Raw genomic sequence first — 17,723 nt, 5'->3', positions numbered from 1 at the left:
CTAACGAAGGGCTCCCTCGCGGGAGCCTTTTTTTATTTCTCGTAGATCTTGATCAACTTGCCAACATCAAAGAATGAGAGTTTCGCGCCGATCAGGGCTCCTGAAATCAGAGTTTTTCCGTCGGGAGTTATGTCCAGAGCTGTGGGTTGGGCTCCTCCGACCAAGGTGATTATGCGTGCGCCGTTTTGAGTGTCGACCACGTCGATCTTACCTGAAACGCGCGCATCGACCGAGGTGTCTCCTTCGACTGTTGTCGTACGTGATGAAACGTACAGATAGCGATTCTGAATTGGATCCAACACGATGGTGTTCGGATGAGCCAGTGGCCATTTCTTATTCGGGAAATTGGGATGATCTGCGGGATAGTCTTCCAGAATCAAAATGTTTTGTGGACCATTGGCAGTTTGGAAGGGCATTAGCAATTCATTCCATAGGGTTGCGGGCAAAACAACATCCGGGCCTTTTTGTGGCAAGGATTCCACATACTGAGTTAATGCACGTAAATTGATTCTAGAAACCGCATTGCCACGCATGTGACTCAGATATGCAAGTGAACCATCTTTCGTGACGACGATGTGACGCAAATTCAAAGCTCGGCCTGCAACGTCGTTACCAATCGGGGCAAGCTCTGCGATCTGTCTGTGATTCACAGAATCCACGATCAACAGACTTCCCGTTTCGGTCGCCAACACAAAAGCGTACTTTCCGTCTGGCGAAAACGCCATTCCCCTAGGAGCAATCTTGTATCCGTGTTCGATAGGTGCTTTGAAGTGAGTGGTCAAAGACACTCGTTTGATAAAGTGTTCGTCGCCTTTAAGTTTTCCATCGTCTTTTAAATTGGTGACATCTAAAACGCTGATATCGTCAGAAAAATAATTCGCAACATAGATCACCTGCGGAGCATTCCTCATCCGAGAAATCGCCGGGCGAGTCGCAATGATCTTTGCTCCCTGCCCGTATGTGGGAATGTATTTAGCAATCTTTTGAGTTTTAGTGTTTACAACTGTTACTAAGCCCTGATTCTGATAAACCTCAGATTCAGAGTCGCCCTCTGCTCGCGCGATCAAGGCCCACTTACCATCGTATGAAAAATCCACTTCTGTATTGGCGAGAATCCCTTTGCGTATTCCTACGGGAGTTACCAACGTTTTTGCCAGTGTCATTTTTTCGAGATCATAAATCGAGGCCGTGGGAACGCGCTTTTTAGTTTTTTGATCGATCTTGCCACACATCTCGGCCAGATAAAGATGCTTCCCATCCGGAGAAACCCGAGCCCCCTTCGGCTGACACCCCGTAGGCAGAATCTTTTTCAAAAAATCCTTTGTGCTAAAAGCCTCTAAATCCCTCGCCGTTGCATTCACGATACAGGAATACAAAACCAACCCAAGAATCAGGAACTGACGTCTCATACGGTTCTCCTTTTGAATAGTGCCAATAACTATTGCGAAGCCCGCGAAAGCCGACAATTGACGTTCCTGTAACGTGTTGAAAGCCAACAAAGTCTTAACACTTCAGCGCCTTGCCTTCCCCTGGGCCCTTTGTTAGGTTTGGACCTACATGAAAGCACTCTTCCTAACTCTTGCTATGACATTCTTCTGTGCGGCTCCGGCCTCAGCACAACTGAATGCGTTTACAATGAGTGCCGATTGGAATCACCAAGATGGCTTGTTCAATGCCTTCCGCGCGAATGCTCCTCATTATTGGAATTGGTTGAAATCGCAAAACTCCCCGATGCTGTCACCGATGGGTATAGTTGTGGGTGATCCGCACATTCAAAATTTTGGCGATGTACAATTAGCAAGCGGCGGTCGCGAGTTCGCATTGAACGATATCGATGATGGCGGTCCACAAGCACCTTTAGCTGGCGATCTGATTCGCTATGCAGCTGGCAACCAAGTTTCCCCGTTTGCTATTTCAACGAAAGATATTTTCCAAGCTTATCTACAAGGACTTCAGGGTAAGGCCGTGGCCGAGCCCGAGATCTTGCAAGAAGCTCTTTCGCATTCCGATGCCGACTACTTTAAACGTCAAAGCAAATATCTGACTAAGATGACGGATCAAAATCGTTTCTCTGCGAAAGCAAAACTCACACCGATTTCTCAAGCTCCGGCTTCGGTGCAAGAGCTTTATGAAAAATCCCGCAGTGCTTTTGAAGCTTCGATGAGTGGCTATCAAATTCTGGATGTTGGCTATCGCACGAAGCTTTCAGGTGGCAGCCAAGGCTTGCCACGCTTCTGGTATCTGATCCAAAGAAATCAAGAGCGCTACATCGTTGAGTTTAAATTGCAAACTCAAGCGGCGACTTCGTTTTATCTGTATCAAGGCGAGCCCGCACAACGCTTCCCTTATATCGAGCAAGTTTACCGCCCTGCTCACAATGCTTACGGACCTTATAAGATCGTCACGACAGAAGGCGGAGCTTTCTTGATGCGTGCACGTTTAAATCCTTATTTGGATTTCGATCCTGAAGAAGTGGATAGCAACGGCAGTCTCGATGATGGCAAAAAGATGTCCCTGTACATCGCCAATCGCTTAGGCCTTTGGCATGGTGGCCAATCAGCCAGCACAACTCTGCTACAAGTTTTAAATTTTAATGACTTTGATTCACTCGTAAAAAATTACGTCAACCTTATGACGAAAGAGAATAACTAATGAACGGACCTACTTGGGATATCGAATCGGTTTACCCTTCTATCACTTCTAAAGAATTTCAAAATGACTGGACAGCGATTCACGCGGATCTAGAGTCTTTGCAAAAGAACATCGCTGAGATCAAAGCAGATTTCGCTAAGCCTAATGATAAAACCATCACGCAAGTTCAAAACATCCTGGTCGCTCAAGAAAAATGCGCAATCATTGCCTCCACAATTGGAACTTACTTAAGCTGCAGCCTTTCTGTGGACTCCACGAATGCTGAAGCGAAAACAAAGCGTTCTGAAAATCAGATTTTCTTTTCGAAACTTTCACAAGCGATGGTTCCCGTGCGCTTGTTCCTACAAAAATGTGATGAAGACACCTTCAACAAGATTCTAACTCACGAACACGTGAAACCTTACCGCTTCATGTACGAACAAGAACGCCAAAAAGCCGTACACAGCCTTCCGGAGTCTGAAGAGACTTTGATGAAGAGCCTTGAAGTTTCCGGCCACTCTGCCTGGGGCGATTTGTACGATGAACTCAGCGGCAACATCCGCGTTCAATTGAAATATGCAGATCGCACAGAAACTGTGGGCTTAGCAAAAGCCAGCGCCCTGACTAAAACCGCGAGCGAAGAAGATCGCAAGGTTGCTTGGACAGGCATCCAAGAAGCCTGGGGCGAGCATCAGCACGCCGCTGCTGCCATCGTTAATGCCTTGGCTGGTTGGCGCATTGAGGACGCAAACAAACGTTCTCACACCAAAGCGATGACATTCATGAACAATCCATTGTCAGATAATCGCATCACGCAAAAAACTTTGAATGCAATGATCTCCGCATGTAAAACAAATGCTAAAGACATCCAAAAAGCCGGTCACTTGATGGCGAAAGTCATGAAGAAAGACAAATTGGACATGTGGGATCTATTAGCCCCAAGCCCAATCGCAGCTTCACCAGCAGCCATCCCATTTGAACAAGGTGCAAAGATCGTTAAAGACGCCTTCAACCAAGTTTCTCCAGAAATGGCGGACTTCGTGCAAATGATGGTCGATAAAAATTGGATCGAAGGCCGAGTCCTTCCAAACAAACGCACGGGTGCCTACTGCACAGGCTTCGCGAAAAACCAAGAACCGCGCGTGTACATGACCTACATGGGCTCCAACAGCGACATCGGGACGCTTGCTCACGAGTTAGGTCACGGCTACCACTCTTGGATCATGCGCGACATGTCTTTGGGTGAACAAGACTACCCAATGACATTGGCTGAAACAGCAAGCGTCTTCGCCGAAACTGTTTTGGGCGACGCCTTGATGAACCAAGCCAAATCCAAAGAAGAAAAAATCGAAAATGCTTGGGGTGATCTAGAAGGCGCAATGGCGTTCCTAATCAACATCCCAGTACGCTACGAATTCGAAAAAAGATTCTACGAAGCACGCAAAGAACGCACACTCAGCGCCAAAGAACTTCGCGATCTAATGACAACAGTTTGGACAGAATGGTACGGCGAATGCACAAACAAAGCAGACGACTTATTCTGGGCTCATAAGCTGCATTTCCATATCGCAGGCTTAAGCTTCTACAACTTCCCATACACATTCGGTTATTTGTTCTCGCTAAGCATTTACGCTCGTCGTAAAGAACTAGGCGCAGACTTCATGCCTAAGTACAAAGCGATCTTAAGAGACACCGGCAGAATGACAGCAGAAGATTTGATCATGAAGCACCTGGGAGAAGACATCACTCAACCAGCTTTCTGGCAAAAATCAATCGACGTTGTTAAAGCCAAAATCAACCACTTCGAATCATTGGTTTCAAACTAGATTTAGGGAACGGGACTGCCTCAGTCCCGTTCGCCTGTGAGTGCCCTTGTTTCGCTCAAAAGCTCTTTTTGAAAAAGTATGCGTAGTCCCTCAATATCGCTTCGGCTCTGGGATCTTTCATTCGATATAAGTACGGCTTAATCCAATCAAGCTCCCACGCTTTATGAACAGGACCTACAGGAGTAAAGTCGAAAGGCCCAACATCTCGAATTTCTTTTGGAGGTTTGCTGGTACAATTCTTAATTAAACTAAGAATCACATCGAATCCATCCTGATGTCCTAAAAACGCAAGTCCAATGGCAGCGTCCCCCAGCTTATTTTGATCTTCAGAATTCATAAAGGAACGCAGCTCAGCCTCAACTTCGTTGAAGCCGGCCATCGCAAAAAATTGCCACTCCACGGGACCGATATTTTGCACCTTTTGTTTGAAATACTGAATAGCGTTTTGAATCCCGTAGTTTTCACAAAAAACTCGAACCTCTTCAATAGCGCAATCTTGAAACGATTCCCTATTTTCGGACGGCACATCTATGGTCATTAACTCGAGTATGGAATCAAATTCGGTGCTCATTTTTCTATCGTTCTCGTTAGACATAAAGACTTCCCCAACACCAGACTGGCCTCGATAGAGGACCAGTTGAACATTAAAATCCCCAAAGATATCCCCTGCTATTCTACACTTTAAGCTCACGCCTAATCCGGGAGAGCCTTTAGCCATGCAGATTCTAAAGCAAATCAAAGATGCCGTTTTGAAGTCTTATGAGTTTATCAAAGAAATGGATGAGATGACAATGAGCCGACTGCGTGGCGAAGACGAATGGGATCGTCCCGAAAAAAAAACGGAGCACAAACGTGCTCCGCGAAAAAACAATGTAAGCGTTGAAGATCTTCGTCCGCAAAAACAGGATGAAGCTTCTTAACGATTAGTGAAACAATTGGCAACCAGGTACGTTTACGTCGATTTCGTTGTACTGGTTAAGGCAAGAGTATACCCAGTACGTTTGTTCACCGTATGAGTAACCGCGATATGCTTTTTGGTTACCGTCTTTGTCCACTTCGCATGGATTGTTCATTTCACACATATAACCAGATTCGTTACCCGTGTTGTTGATACCGATCACAGTGCGTGTGCCTTTTTGGATGATTGGAGAACCTGAAGTTCCGCCGATCACTTGGCAGCCTGGGCGAGAGTAACGGATTGAATCTTCCCAAGTGAAGCCAGCTTCTTTCAATTGTGGGATGAAAGCTTCGATCTCACAAGAGTAGCCACGTTTCCAGTAACCAGAGATAACTTCCATTGGAGTTCTCTCAGTGGGACGTTGTGAAGATAGAGTTAACGCGTTCACAGAGTACTTAGATTTGATATCCGCGTACGTTTCAGACAATTTGTAGATTGCCATGTCTGTTTTCGTCATTGTTCCATAGATGATAGTTGTTGCCGTCAAACGACCCACAACTTCCATTCTTTCGTTGAACAAACGGAATGAACGGCGGCTTGGTTTACCGTAAAGGTAAGTACCTGGCTTTGGGAAGCCCGCTTCCAAACAGTGACCATTGGTCATAACCATGGCGCTGTCCGTGTCGCGTGAGTTTTCAAAACGAATCAAAGAACCAGAACAATTATCCAAGCCAACAATCCCCTCGAAGTTGTACTCAGCAGTAAAGTTCTCTGGCAGTGAAAGCAGTTGTTGCCCTTTTGGTAGTGGCAAAGCCTGCGCGATAGATGCAACTGTCATTACAGTTAACAAAGAAATGATAAATTTCATGTGTCCCCCTCGGGTCAAAAGCCTATTAATAAGCCCCCGAAGTCACAATAGAAAATCACGAAACGCAGTGCGCATTTTGCTGTTTTTTGGCCATGACTCCATGCCGACTTCACAAAGAAATGCGTGCCAAGGCAAACAACATCTAATAGAAGCCTGGGTCCCAACAACATTCATAGGAGATATTATGAAGTTCGTTATCGCACTTATGCTATTGGTTCCTGGTATCGCGTCTGCTTACGGCGAAACTATCCTAAACCGCACGATCAACCCTTACGTTCCTAAAAAAGGTTACGTAGCGAAAGAGCAAATCTGCTACAACGCAGACAAAAACTCTTTCAAAGTTTACGTTCCAGCCCACAAAGAAGTGACTTGCGAAGCTTACCGTTGGGATCACTCAGACTCTCACTATCCTAAAAAAGTATGCGTAAATCCTAAAGTGGTTGCGACTCCTGCAAAATACATCACGGCTTCTCGCGACTACCAACAAGAAGTTTGCATCAAATGGAACCGCGATGATTCAACTCGCCCACGTTGTGTAAAAACTGTAGTTGAAACTAAGAAATACCCATTGCAATACACTCAATCTATTTACGAAATGTCTGATGTGTACCACCAACGTCCGATCTCTTCGAAAACTAAAACTATCGCTAACTGCAACTAGTCCGTTATCGACTTAGATTTAGAAAATAAAAAAGCCGGGATTTAAACCCGGCTTTTTTTATTCTTACTTAGAAACTCGCTATTCGATTGTTACCTTAGCAGGGCCTTCAATCACAAGTTTCGTTGGACCTTCGCCATCAGAATCACTAGATGTTGAAACCTTCAAGTAACCCATTGGGAATGAGTTGCTTTTGTAACCCGCGCGAACCATTACCAGGTAACTGCAATAGAACGTGCCACCGCTTCTGCCGCACTCAAGTCTGAAGATATCCTCAGCACCAATTGCGTCGTCGATATAATAGTCTGGATCTGCTTGTTTAATCCCAGCAAGGTACTTATTCAAAGCCGTACCCGGTTTTTGTGCCTCTTGAGCATAGACATCTTGAATGCCTTGTTCGCTCTCAACACCCGCTGGAAGAGTCACTTCCGCGAAGCTGCCTGCTTGTGCTGTTGCCGTGAAACCCAAAACCATCGCAATTGCCATCATCATCGTTTTCATAAAGACTCCATTAAAGTTAGTTCGTTATGGAGCTATCTATACGCAACGCGTTTATATATGTAAATTAGAACGTTTCGATGTCTTTGTTGCAAATTTTAGAAGGATGTAAATAAGACCCGGAAAAACGAAAAACCCCGCCTGTTGCCAAGCGGGGTTTCGTTTTATTCATTATTAAGATGAAAAACTAGAAGCTCTTTTTAACTACGTCGACAACGTATTGAAGTTCTTCTGGTGTGATGTAAGCGAAACATGGAAGGTTCAACACCGCTTGAGAGATGTAGTGAGCATTTCCATTGTCAATTTTACCTGCCAAGTGACCTTGAGCACCAGATTGCATGCTCATCGCGCCCGGGTAAATTGTACCGTAACCTACGTTTGCTTTTTTCAAGTTCTCAATCAAACCTGCACGCAAAGAAGGCTCGATCATCGCAACTGCGCAGTAACCGTTTTCTTTAACGTTGCCAGCAGCACGCACTGGTTTTAGTGGCAAGCCTTTCAAAGACTCTTCATAGAACTTCACTGCGTTCATACGAGATTTGATACGAGCATCGATGTGTTTCAAAGACATGTTCAAGAACAATGACTCATAAGCACCGATACGAGAATTCCAACCGATCATACCGTGAGAGTAGTGATCTGTACGACCGTGATTGATCAAGGTACGGCAGTTCTTAGCGAAAGTATCATTCGCTGTGAAGATCGCACCCGCATCACCAGAAGCACCCAAAACTTTAGCTGGATAGAAGCTTGTCGTTGCGATTTCCGCTGTACCAAGTACAGAGTGACCGTCGATTTCAGTGCCAAAACATTGAGCGCCGTCTTCGATCAAAACAACGTTGTTCTCTTTCGCGAATTTTCTGATTTCCAAAGTTTCCGGAGTCACCCAACCGTACAAGTGAACCATCACGGCTGCTTTCGGTTTGAATTGAGTCACGGCTTGTTTGAAAGTTGCAAGGTCCCAGTGGCAGAACTGTTTGTTCACGTCCACAGTCACAGGGTTTGCACCCACGTTTACAACCGCTTCAAAAGTTGCCCAGAAAGTCATATCTGGAACTAGAACTTTATCGTTCTTTTCAACACCCACTGCACGAAGAGCAATTTGAATTGCATCTGTACCGTTCGCGCAACCGATCGCGTGTTTAGATTTAGTGTAAGCTGCAAGATTAGCTTCCATCTCACCAACGATTGGACCGCCAACGAATTGTGTTTTATCAAAAAGGTTTGTAACACCCGCCAAAAACTCATCGCGGAAACCAGGTTCAAAACGGTTCAATGTGATAAATGGAACTTGTTGAATGCTCATAAGTACTCTCTCATCCAAGGTTAAAAATTAAGACTTATACAAAGATTTTCCGCCAAGTTTTAAAAATGTGCAATCACGGGCTGCGCGTTGTGAGGCTAGAGCACTGTAGCTTTCTCCACACGAGTGGTGCTTTTGAACAACACAGAGGGCGATTTTAGTGGCTTTCCTGAGCGTTACTACCCTTCCATCGGCAGGACCTATCGTCCAGCTACAATAAACATAGTGCCTGTGTTACCACCGGAGGCGAAAATCAAGAAGTTCGCTCGGAATGCCGAGGAGTAGACTATGAAGCCCAAGGCCACCGCTTTATCAATTCTTTTGCTTTTAGGAATCAGCCTTCCAAGCTGCGCGCACTCCCTTAAGGTGGGAAGTGTCGCTAAGGGCAAAGCCTCTTGGTACGGCGAAAGCCATCAAGGCAACCGCACCGCAAGTGGCGAAAAGTTTGATATGAACGAACTCACAGCGGCTCACCGCTCGCTGCCCATGGGATCGAAAGTCAAAGTGACCAGTGTGAGTTCTGGCAAATCTGTGATTGTTAGAATCAATGACCGCGGACCTTTCAGCAAAGGTCGTATCATTGATATTTCTGAAGCCGCCGCCAAACAATTAGGAATGATTCAAAAAGGCGTCGACCAAGTTAAGATGGAAGTCGTTTCCATTCCCGGTCAATAATTAGAAATTCTTTAAAAAATCCACGGCCAACTGTTTAAGATCAATGCCCGTATTTCCGGTTAAGGTTGTTACGCAAGGACCACTCAAGGTGGCGATACAATGATCCCCACCTGACATCGTGCTATTCACTGTCACTTGCGCGATCACAACTAATTTCACTGAGTCATTGCAATCAGAATAGGTCGTGACTTGCCCACTGGTCGTTGGCGTCCCCACACTCCCCGAACATTTAATCCCCACACGAGTCGTGTGATAAACTTTATCGTTCAGAACTTGCGGAGTCGCATCCTCCCAAGCATTGGCATTTGAAACCAAAGACGAAGCAATCGTCCAATTCGTGGCGTTCATGTTGCCGCCACTTTGTAAAACGCGGTCGCGATCCCCGACAACTCCCATATAGGGTTTCGTCGCTGTTGGGTTGCAAGGGTTAGCTCCGGTGCTTGCAAGCTTGGTGGAGGGCGGTCCTGCAAAGGTGACATACCCATCGAAAGTGTTCGGCGATTCACACCACATGCGATTCGCCATCATCCCACCATTCGAGTGACCCACGATGTAGACTTTGCTAACTGCGGGTAAAGATGTGTCGGCTTTAATAGCGGCTACAAGATTTTGCAAAAACAAAACGTCATCCGCTCCCGACGTCATCACGCGATTGCTCCAGGTCCAATTCGCTCCACCCACGGTTAAGCCTTGCGGAAAAACTGCGATGACTTTTTCTTTCGCAAGCCACGCTTGGCCCGCTGATGTCAGAGTGTAACTAAAACTATTACTGGTTGTCTTAAGACCTAAATTGTAAGCAAATCCCTCTTTGTTACCGCCACCACCATGAAGAAACACAATGGCCGAGGTGGCATTGCTTGGAACGTAGAGGTCGACTTCTCGCCCTGAGATATTCAAGCTTTGATTGGATTTAACTGAATACGTGACCGGAGTTGTCGGGGCAGAATCAGAGCTTGAGCCCTTACATCCCGTAAATTGAATCAATGCTAGAGTTAACAACGACAAGCGAACTACAAAACCAATCACAAACACTCCGCGGTTTAAGCCAGATTAGCAGGAGTATTTCAGTTACTCTACAGAATCATAGTTCGCACGGCTCACAAACTTACTTCAAAGCTGTATCCACGCCTTTCAAGCAAGCGACTTCCACCAACAGGGGATCGATGAAGAGTCCCACGTTATGAGGATTGTGACCGATGTTCACAACCGCACGGCACTGATCGATCAAGTCATTAATCAACTGCGCATGAGCGGCCTTGCATTGAGCCGGAGTTGGGTTGGGATTACCTGGAATCACCTCTTTGCAGACCCGCCAGTTGTTTTCACGAAGTTTAGTGGATTGGTTACGAATCGAAAGCTGCAACTCTCCCCTTTGCTTTTCAAGTTTGCACATTTGCAGGGCATAAGGGCGGATCTGATCATCGGGCCAATCAACAACCTCACGAAGTTTGGGTATGTAAATGGTGTTCACCACCTTGTTCGTGCAAGTCAAAGAGGGCTCCACCTCATCCGCGGCATGGGGCTGGGCAAAGACTTGGATGGAAAGGAAAGATAAGAAGACAATGACGGCATAGAGCAATGGTTTTTCCATAGAAACTCCTTTGCCATCATCTTGTGCTTTTTCCGAAAAATAATAAGGCCTGAAAAGGACCGGAGAGGTCCTTAACGTTGTTCGATATCGTCCTTGGCCCTAAAGATTGCAGCGCCTAAATCATTCAACAGGCGGCTTTGCTCAACACTCAGCTCTTGGCCCAAAACTTTCAGCTTCAACTGCCCTTCAAAGAAAGGACCCGTTTGTGCTTTGTCATTCCAAGCAGACATGAACTCCTTTTCAAAACCAGCGATCACTTGCGTATCGAAAATCTGCGCACCGAACTCACGGAAGCTGCCTTGCAAGGTATCGGGATTCAAATTGGAAGAGCCCACCATCATCGTTTTGCCATCAATAGATGTGATTTTACGATGGTTCTCCTGATGGTAGGTTTGCGTTTTTCCGTTCGGGAAACGCGCCTCAGACCCCAGAGTTTTGCGAGCTTTCACTTCCACGCCGTGATTTAATAGTTGTTCCAAGAACAATGTGTTCGGCAATCCGCCCATATCAAAATTACCGTTATGATCGGCTAAAATTCTGATTTTAAGAGATGGAACCTGAGCCTTACGCTTCATCAAGGCATCATTGATATACGGATCATAGATAAAGAGCTGCTCCATATAGATATTCTTTTCTGCTTTAGAAATCATATCGACGAGCATGTTTCTGACATCTTTGATTTTACCATCGACATTGGCTTCAGCAAGTCTGACAACCTGAGGCCCCACCGCTGGATAACTTGTGCGTTTCAACTTAAACCAAGACAGAATCTGTTCTCTTTTTGCAAGATAAGCCTCGTTCGAGAAACCCTGTTCTTTATAATAGAACCATTTTCTTTCTTGAGGATCTGTCGTTAAAGCCGCATCGATATCATCGTAATAAGCTGCTTGAACCAACGCCGCCGCAGGTCCTTTTACATACAGAGCATTATCGTAGTAATAACCACCGCTGTGATCTGACCAGTTTTTAGAACCGAAATAAGCTTGCGGCGACTCACCTTCCGCATCCACGACGATCACCTTACTGTGATCAATCTTGGACTCGTAATAAGTGTTACGCTTTTCCAAGGCCTTAAACGTTTCTTCTGTCTTAGGCACCAGATTCGTAATTCCGAATGGAATGCCCGGAGGATGGCGCTGGATATTGGCTTGCAGCAAGAACACCGAGGAACGAAGCTCCGGCTCTGCCGCCACACGATCTTTCATATATTGAAAGATCGGCATCATTTCGTCCTTCATGTTGTAGTTCGTTGCAAAATCATGCAAGAGCAACACCTTGAAGTTTGGATTGGCTTTCTTTTTAATAACTGTTTGATCCAGAAGGAACTTCGACAGAGTTCCCCCCATCGTTCCCCCGAAAAGGAAGATGTCGATAAAGATCCCCTGCTTTGCTGACAGAATCATGTCGCGAATACGCGCAAACATCGGATCCTTGAATGAGGGATGCCCCTCATCGGCTTCGTTTAAAGGCATCTTCATATAACTTTGCGAAAAATCCAGTTTGCCACCGTTAAAGATCGAACGTTCATTGAACCACTCGATACGATCTGGTGAAACTGTATTATGGCTGACCAACTCAACAACATTCCCCGGAACAAAGCCACCAGCAACAAGGCTATAAACTTCCATCTCAGGAAAACGTTTTTTAAGATCTTCAGTAAGTTGTGAGGACGTCAACGTCACAGCACCTGCGCGGCTGTAACTTAATGCTAAATCACGAGCTTGCGCCTGCTGGGAGGCATTCTTTTTCATTGGGTGATCAGCATAATCACGCAATGCCAAGATACGAGTTTGTAGCCAGAACTTTAAAACCTTCTGTTCATTGGCGGCAGAAGGTTTCACAAACTTCCAATACACCAAAGGCATCAAAATTTTCTCTGGCACTTGGTTTTCATATTGCTTAACAAAGGCTTGGACTTGGTCTTGAGCCTTTTTAGGAAGCTTGCGAACTTCAGCCAATAAAGTTTCAGGGCGACGGCAGGCTTCTGCCGAAAACAGAACTCCATGGTTCTGTTTGTAAAAGTCCATCGCATCAATGCGCTCTTTCAAGGAAACTTGCGCACCTTGGGAAAAGGCCTGAACTGAAAATAGGAAGGCTAACGCCAGGGTCATCATTTTAATCACAGAATTCCCCCTGGAACGATCTGATTCAACAGAAGTTGTTTTTCAAGAACACCTTGGCAGCTTTTAAAGAAAGCTCTGCGAGCTTCAGACTTGGAGTCCTCCTCGTCCTGCATTCTTGGGTTCTTAGCGATGTTTCTATACTTCATCACATCAATTTCGCTGCGAACGATATCGAATTTACGATCTTTCAAATCATAAACCATTTTTTTAACAGAAAACTCGATGGTATCGGTCATCTTCTTTTGACGAACTTCATAGCGCATCGTCGGAACCGAAGAATACTTGCCACCACTTTCTGGTAGCAACTCAGGACGACCCTCTTGAGTCGCCGCGATCAAGCCTGGATAAATCTCCAAGGTTTCTTCTGTCGGAAGGAGGTTTTTAAGATCAAAGTTTTTGTAAACGTCCACCGTATAGAACGTCGGTACGCGACTGCCCACCGTGACTGCTGTATCAAATCCTGAGCAGCTGCCCGCTGTCAGTGGCGAATTCACGCGGAAGTAGCGACGGTAGCGAACATATCCCTTAACACCATTTTTAGTAATTTTCGGCAGGCCCAGTTTCGGTTTTGTATCTAGGATCTCAACAAAGATACTGATAGTTCCACCGATATAGTCCGCGGTTCCATCCTGCTTAACCAAAACTGAATTTGCATACAGCTGATTTGTCAGGCCTTGGTTCTCAAGGACATCCCATTTCTTGCTCAACTGCCCGACTTCATCCAAACGAACCAACTGATTGCTGGAAAGCTCAGGAGCAAATGTCAGAGAGTATGGTTCTGGTGCAAAGTTTAGATCAAACTGCAGACCCAAATTCACTAGCTTATAAACTTTCAAAGTCTTGATGAAGTTTTCAATCACTTCATTTTTCACATTGCCTAAAGCAAGCTTGGCTAATCCTTGGCTTGGGTTTTCTTCACCTAAGGTCTGCGCAATGGCGCTTTGGATGGATTTGCGAGTTGTCTCTGCTAGGTATTTCTTATCGCCACTGGTGTGGAAATCCACCGCCATGACTCGGCGGAATTTTTCTGTCGGAGAGTCTTCCCCTAGAATTTGCCCTAAAGCCTGCGTCTCCCGTTCGGTGAAGATATTCTGCAAGCTGCTTGGTTGACGAACCTCTTTATGCGAACAGTGCACCGCTAAAGTAGCGGCGCACAGACTTAGGACAAACGACTTTTTCAAAGTGAACCCCTAGATTCCTTGGAATTTTGTAAATGCAGCATAAGACGCATCATCTGCTTTTAAGAGCAGACTCAACGAATAAGGCAGATCTTTGTAAACACGACGACCACCATAATACATGATCACCGGTTCAAAGATTCTTTGGTTACCCACTGCCAGTTGCGCCACGTTGTCTGGACTGATCGTATAACGCATCAATGTATTTTCAAGAGGCCATTTAACATCGTCGAACACCACGTAAGCGATCTCAGAGCATACGATACGTGTGTGAGTTAATACGTCGAAGTTAAAGTCATATTCTTTACCGAGTTGAGCAACCGCTTGCAGGATCGCCTTACGACGATATTCATCCGTGATATTCGAGCGAGTATCACGCACCACCAAGAAGTCATCGATATTCAAGAAATGATCTAGAGTATTGATCTCTACGCCCGGGCGCAAAGCCTCAACGATTCTGTGACCAGAACGAATCTTAGCCTGAACCAGCGGAGTCAATTGATCCCAAACTTTAAGGTCTTTCAATTGCTCTTCAGTTCCCAACCAGATCGCTACGTGACCGTAGTGACCAGGAATCATTTTATCTGTCAGACGGAATGGAGTTTTCTCCATCAAGATATCTAGCGGTTTCATTTCACCGATCAGCTTAGATTTTTCAGAAGCTGACATATTATAGAGATAACCCTTACGACTCTCTACCAAGCCCACCATGTTACCGAAGCCCATCGACACGCCATAAGACACAACGCGAGCCCCGCGCTTACCTCTGGACGTCAAACGGTTCCAAAGATTCGCAACCGAGTCTTCGAAAGTTGAGCTCTCTTTATTGTTCTTAATGGCGATGTACCAGATACTTGATTGAATCATCGTGTATAGATTCGATTCTTCAGGACTTGTTGAAACACCTTGAGCACGACGCCAAGCCATCACACCATCAACGAATTCAATCGCCGTACGGATTTGATCGCGACGCTCGCGACTGGCATAACTATCTGCGACCTTTTGCAGAGCCTTGTATTGATCTGTATCGTAGTTCAAAACATAGCGAATCGAAGAAATATTGTTATATGGTTGGATCGCTACCAAGAAGTTATCCATCAAGATCAACGCAGAAGCCAAAGCCATTTGCGTGCGGAAGATTTCTTTCTCCCCTTGTGCATCTTTAGGATCGATCGTCATGACTTGGTATTGCTCCCAAACATCTTTAGGACGAACGCGTTCTTTTTTGACCGATGTTGTTCCTTGATAAGGAGCAAACTTCACCTGATTCGGAGCTGCGAAATTGGAAGCCACTGGCAAAGTGTAAGTCAGTAGTTTTTCGCGAACTTTTAGATAGTCGCGGCCCATTTGACGAACCCACTCACCTTCAGAACGACTGAAAGCTACATCAGTTCTATTACCCAAATCTTTTTCTTGAGCAAATTGAAGTGCGCGCGCACGGAAGGTCAATGCTTCTGCAAACAGCGACTGATGATCGTAGTACTGCGGATCTACATAATAGGAGGCTGCGGGTGCCCTTTCCGTCAATTCCCGATGAGATGTACAAGATGCAAAAAGCAAGGGAACAAGACAAAGTGAAACCAGACTAAAACGCATGTTTTTCCTCCAATAACTCTCATTTTTGCGGTGGAGGTTTTATTTTAGTAGCCCTGATTATGCGAAGACACACAAAACTATTAGAAGGCCCAGACTAACGTAAACCTCATAGTTGCCGCTCTCCCTACTCAGGTCTAGAAATCGACTACCTGACAGACACTGTCTAATAAACTAAACGCCATAGACGTCCTGCTCGTTTTAAGATGGTAGAGAACTTGCAAATAACAACTAACTGATAGAGAGCATCTTTACGGGACGTGGGGGACGACTGTATGAAAATGAGACTGCTAGGATTTGCCATCGCGAGTGCAGCCTTGATTGTGACATTCCAAAACTGTGCGCCTCAAGCTCACTTCACGAGTATGCCGAGTACCAGCCTTAGTACAGGTGGCGGCTCTACCGATCCTAAATCCATCCCTGACATGATGATCGAAACGAAAATGAATACGGCTGTTGAGTTCCAAGCGAATCAATCGCAAGCTCCTGTGGCCGACAAGATCACATTTATCGTAGCCAATCAGGGTGCGGCTCTGAATGGTAAAATCGAAGTCTTAGACAAAGCGACTTATAAATTTAAATACACGCCTAACTATGGATTTCGCGGGACTGATACGGTTATCGCCGTGGTTGCAGATAAAGACGGCGCAACTATCCAATTCAATATCAAAGTCAGCGTTGGTAACGCCTTCCAAACTTTCCAACCTGCTCTTGCCATTCGTGGTATGGGTTGCATCCAATGTCATGCTCAAGTGGCATCAAATATCATCACCGACTTCGGTTACCAATCGAGCTACTTCATGGGACAAGGCTCCCCGTCTAATATCACTTGGACGAGTGGTTCCGTATATGGCGACCACGGTAACAACTTCAACACGATTGCTATGCCAGCAGATAAATCAGTGATCGTGCCAAAAGCGACTTTGCCTGCTGCTGTAGCCTCTGCCGCAAAAGCATCCACATTGGCGGAGTACCTAAAAGCTCAATTGGCATCTTCGACCTACGCCACAACTAAGGGCGCACAGGTTCAAGAAAAGAAAAGCGTCTATATCGGCGCTCCAACAGACGCGAACATCACAAGTGCCTTCCAAATGGCGGCCACAGATCGCATGAAGTACTTCAAAGACTCTGATGCCTCTGTTGCTCTTTCAGGCTTGAAGGACGAAGGTACCTTCTTCCAAAACTCTGGCACATTGAATTGCGAGGGTGACCTTGCGATCCGTGGTCCTTTGCTTTTGGAAAACGTGACGATCAATTCTAAAACCGGCTGCCGCCTTTATGTTGTCGGTTCGGTTTTCATGTATGGCGCGATCAATTACGCGAACACAGATTCAACTCGCAATTTACAAATCACTAGTAGCAAATCCATCAGCATGGGTTTGGGTGTAGTGAAAAAAGATGGCAACTATTGCAACACGTCTGATAACTATGCGCTAAACCCAACAGGCTATGGTACTTCTTCGCTAGTGAACCGTTACTCGTTCTTCTGGACAGTGCCGGGTAACTTTGTCAGAGGTGTCACGACAACTCCGAAGGCCTATGGTGATGCGATTCTTGCTGAAGCTGCGTTGATCGAAGCTAAAAAAGGTCCATTGTACGATGCTGCTTGCCGCACAGAGGGTCGTAATGTTTCGTTCGAGCGCATCCTTCTAAACGCCCCACAAATCCACAGCCGTTACGAGGGTAACGTCTCTGGAACTGTGATCGCTGAGATCTCGATCATGAGCTTGAACAAATTCAAGTTCACATTCGACCAAGTATTCGCTTCAGTTCCGATCTTCCCGTTCCTGGATAAGTCCGTCTATCTCGATATCGTCGAGTAGAACTGTCCAAAACTCAGACGTTCGGGCAATCTTTTCCAAGGGAGGAGTTCACATAGGC

16 protein-coding genes are annotated in these 17,723 nt (G+C 45.8%); 6 read left to right on the top strand and 10 right to left on the bottom strand.

What is annotated here, in order from left to right; all coding sequences use genetic code 11:
• Nucleotides 1-32 precede the first annotated feature (32 nt).
• Entirely contained in the window at nucleotides 33-1,409 is a 1,377-nt protein-coding gene (locus ACLVWP_RS04135) for a YncE family protein (protein ID WP_413560276.1), read from the bottom strand.
• A gap of 148 nt (nucleotides 1,410-1,557) precedes the next feature.
• Between ACLVWP_RS04135 and ACLVWP_RS04130 the strand changes: the two genes are divergently transcribed.
• Together ACLVWP_RS04130 and ACLVWP_RS04125 are read left to right on the top strand one after the other, a co-directional pair.
• On the top strand, nucleotides 1,558-2,652 hold the full coding sequence (locus ACLVWP_RS04130; RefSeq protein WP_413560275.1) for a DUF2252 family protein: 1,095 nt from the start codon (nucleotides 1,558-1,560) through the stop codon (nucleotides 2,650-2,652).
• Complete coding sequence (locus ACLVWP_RS04125; RefSeq protein ID WP_413560274.1) at nucleotides 2,652-4,457, top strand: M3 family oligoendopeptidase; 1,806 nt, start codon at nucleotides 2,652-2,654, stop codon at nucleotides 4,455-4,457. Before ACLVWP_RS04130 ends, ACLVWP_RS04125 begins: the two co-directional genes overlap by 1 nt.
• A 55-nt stretch (nucleotides 4,458-4,512) precedes the next feature.
• On the opposite strand, the gene ACLVWP_RS04120 is transcribed toward ACLVWP_RS04125, so the two are convergent.
• The gene (locus ACLVWP_RS04120) at nucleotides 4,513-5,175 is read right to left on the bottom strand and encodes a hypothetical protein (protein ID WP_413560273.1); all 663 of its coding nucleotides are present in this window, start codon (nucleotides 5,173-5,175) and stop codon (nucleotides 4,513-4,515) included.
• Between ACLVWP_RS04120 and ACLVWP_RS04115 the strand changes: the two genes are divergently transcribed.
• Nucleotides 5,174-5,377: a hypothetical protein gene (locus ACLVWP_RS04115; protein WP_413560272.1), complete on the top strand. Its 204-nt coding sequence runs from the start codon at nucleotides 5,174-5,176 to the stop codon at nucleotides 5,375-5,377. The genes ACLVWP_RS04120 and ACLVWP_RS04115 overlap by 2 nt on opposite strands.
• Nucleotides 5,378-5,380: 3 nt before the next feature.
• Here ACLVWP_RS04115 and ACLVWP_RS04110 read toward each other — a convergent pair whose 3' ends face one another.
• Entirely contained in the window at nucleotides 5,381-6,223 is an 843-nt protein-coding gene (locus tag ACLVWP_RS04110) for a trypsin-like serine peptidase (protein ID WP_413560271.1), read from the bottom strand.
• Nucleotides 6,224-6,407: 184 nt separating this feature from the next.
• Between ACLVWP_RS04110 and ACLVWP_RS04105 the strand changes: the two genes are divergently transcribed.
• Nucleotides 6,408-6,884 carry a hypothetical protein gene (locus tag ACLVWP_RS04105; RefSeq protein ID WP_413560270.1) on the top strand — a complete coding sequence of 159 codons (477 nt, stop codon included), beginning with the start codon at nucleotides 6,408-6,410 and terminating at the stop codon, nucleotides 6,882-6,884.
• Nucleotides 6,885-6,962: 78 nt separating this feature from the next.
• Here the strand turns inward: ACLVWP_RS04105 and ACLVWP_RS04100 are convergent, their stop codons facing one another.
• A complete protein-coding gene (locus tag ACLVWP_RS04100) occupies nucleotides 6,963-7,382 on the bottom strand; it encodes a hypothetical protein (protein WP_413560269.1) in 420 nt (139 codons plus the stop codon).
• A 184-nt stretch (nucleotides 7,383-7,566) separates the two neighbouring features.
• Nucleotides 7,567-8,685: a DegT/DnrJ/EryC1/StrS family aminotransferase gene (locus ACLVWP_RS04095; protein WP_413560268.1), complete on the bottom strand. Its 1,119-nt coding sequence runs from the start codon at nucleotides 8,683-8,685 to the stop codon at nucleotides 7,567-7,569.
• A 285-nt stretch (nucleotides 8,686-8,970) separates the two neighbouring features.
• Between ACLVWP_RS04095 and ACLVWP_RS04090 the strand changes: the two genes are divergently transcribed.
• On the top strand, nucleotides 8,971-9,357 hold the full coding sequence (locus tag ACLVWP_RS04090; protein WP_413560267.1) for a septal ring lytic transglycosylase RlpA family protein: 387 nt from the start codon (nucleotides 8,971-8,973) through the stop codon (nucleotides 9,355-9,357).
• Here the strand turns inward: ACLVWP_RS04090 and ACLVWP_RS04085 are convergent, their stop codons facing one another.
• From ACLVWP_RS04085 to ACLVWP_RS04065, 5 genes are all read right to left on the bottom strand, one after another.
• Nucleotides 9,358-10,383 carry an alpha/beta hydrolase family esterase gene (locus ACLVWP_RS04085; protein WP_413560266.1) on the bottom strand — a complete coding sequence of 342 codons (1,026 nt, stop codon included), beginning with the start codon at nucleotides 10,381-10,383 and terminating at the stop codon, nucleotides 9,358-9,360. It lies immediately after the preceding gene.
• A 79-nt stretch (nucleotides 10,384-10,462) separates the two neighbouring features.
• A complete protein-coding gene (locus tag ACLVWP_RS04080; protein ID WP_413560265.1) occupies nucleotides 10,463-10,948 on the bottom strand; it encodes a hypothetical protein in 486 nt (161 codons plus the stop codon).
• A 71-nt stretch (nucleotides 10,949-11,019) separates the two neighbouring features.
• The gene (locus tag ACLVWP_RS04075; protein ID WP_413561560.1) at nucleotides 11,020-13,062 is read right to left on the bottom strand and encodes a phospholipase D-like domain-containing protein; all 2,043 of its coding nucleotides are present in this window, start codon (nucleotides 13,060-13,062) and stop codon (nucleotides 11,020-11,022) included.
• 5 nt (nucleotides 13,063-13,067) lie between these two features.
• Nucleotides 13,068-14,252 (bottom strand): hypothetical protein, encoded by a 1,185-nt coding sequence (locus ACLVWP_RS04070; RefSeq protein WP_413560264.1) that lies wholly within the window; start codon nucleotides 14,250-14,252, stop codon nucleotides 13,068-13,070.
• Nucleotides 14,253-14,261: 9 nt separating this feature from the next.
• A complete protein-coding gene (locus tag ACLVWP_RS04065) occupies nucleotides 14,262-15,845 on the bottom strand; it encodes a YiiX/YebB-like N1pC/P60 family cysteine hydrolase (RefSeq protein WP_413560263.1) in 1,584 nt (527 codons plus the stop codon).
• 272 nt (nucleotides 15,846-16,117) lie between these two features.
• Here ACLVWP_RS04065 and ACLVWP_RS04060 point away from each other — a divergent pair, with 272 nt between their 5' ends.
• On the top strand, nucleotides 16,118-17,665 hold the full coding sequence (locus tag ACLVWP_RS04060; protein ID WP_413560262.1) for an Ig-like domain-containing protein: 1,548 nt from the start codon (nucleotides 16,118-16,120) through the stop codon (nucleotides 17,663-17,665).
• Nucleotides 17,666-17,723: the final 58 nt, after the last annotated feature.

The sequence above is a fragment of the Bdellovibrio sp. HCB209 genome, from assembly GCF_047306065.1.
GTDB lineage: Bacteria > Bdellovibrionota > Bdellovibrionia > Bdellovibrionales > Bdellovibrionaceae > Bdellovibrio.
The sequence above is the reverse complement of the archived record's forward strand: the minus strand, read 5'-3'. Positions and strand labels throughout refer to the sequence as shown.

Bases quoted from the DNA above. Each gene is read 5' to 3' on its own strand.
- ACLVWP_RS04135 (WP_413560276.1), bottom strand. From the start codon at position 1,409: ATGAGACGTCAGTTCCTGATTCTTGGGTTGGTTTTGTATTCCTGTATC.
- ACLVWP_RS04130 (WP_413560275.1), top strand. From the start codon at position 1,558: ATGAAAGCACTCTTCCTAACTCTTGCTATGACATTCTTCTGTGCGGCT.
- ACLVWP_RS04125 (WP_413560274.1), top strand. From the start codon at position 2,652: ATGAACGGACCTACTTGGGATATCGAATCGGTTTACCCTTCTATCACT.
- ACLVWP_RS04115 (WP_413560272.1), top strand. From the start codon at position 5,174: ATGCAGATTCTAAAGCAAATCAAAGATGCCGTTTTGAAGTCTTATGAG.
- ACLVWP_RS04120 (WP_413560273.1), bottom strand. From the start codon at position 5,175: ATGGCTAAAGGCTCTCCCGGATTAGGCGTGAGCTTAAAGTGTAGAATA.
- ACLVWP_RS04110 (WP_413560271.1), bottom strand. From the start codon at position 6,223: ATGAAATTTATCATTTCTTTGTTAACTGTAATGACAGTTGCATCTATC.
- ACLVWP_RS04105 (WP_413560270.1), top strand. From the start codon at position 6,408: ATGAAGTTCGTTATCGCACTTATGCTATTGGTTCCTGGTATCGCGTCT.
- ACLVWP_RS04100 (WP_413560269.1), bottom strand. From the start codon at position 7,382: ATGAAAACGATGATGATGGCAATTGCGATGGTTTTGGGTTTCACGGCA.
- ACLVWP_RS04095 (WP_413560268.1), bottom strand. From the start codon at position 8,685: ATGAGCATTCAACAAGTTCCATTTATCACATTGAACCGTTTTGAACCT.
- ACLVWP_RS04090 (WP_413560267.1), top strand. From the start codon at position 8,971: ATGAAGCCCAAGGCCACCGCTTTATCAATTCTTTTGCTTTTAGGAATC.
- ACLVWP_RS04080 (WP_413560265.1), bottom strand. From the start codon at position 10,948: ATGGAAAAACCATTGCTCTATGCCGTCATTGTCTTCTTATCTTTCCTT.
- ACLVWP_RS04075 (WP_413561560.1), bottom strand. From the start codon at position 13,062: ATGATGACCCTGGCGTTAGCCTTCCTATTTTCAGTTCAGGCCTTTTCC.
- ACLVWP_RS04065 (WP_413560263.1), bottom strand. From the start codon at position 15,845: ATGCGTTTTAGTCTGGTTTCACTTTGTCTTGTTCCCTTGCTTTTTGCA.
- ACLVWP_RS04060 (WP_413560262.1), top strand. From the start codon at position 16,118: ATGAAAATGAGACTGCTAGGATTTGCCATCGCGAGTGCAGCCTTGATT.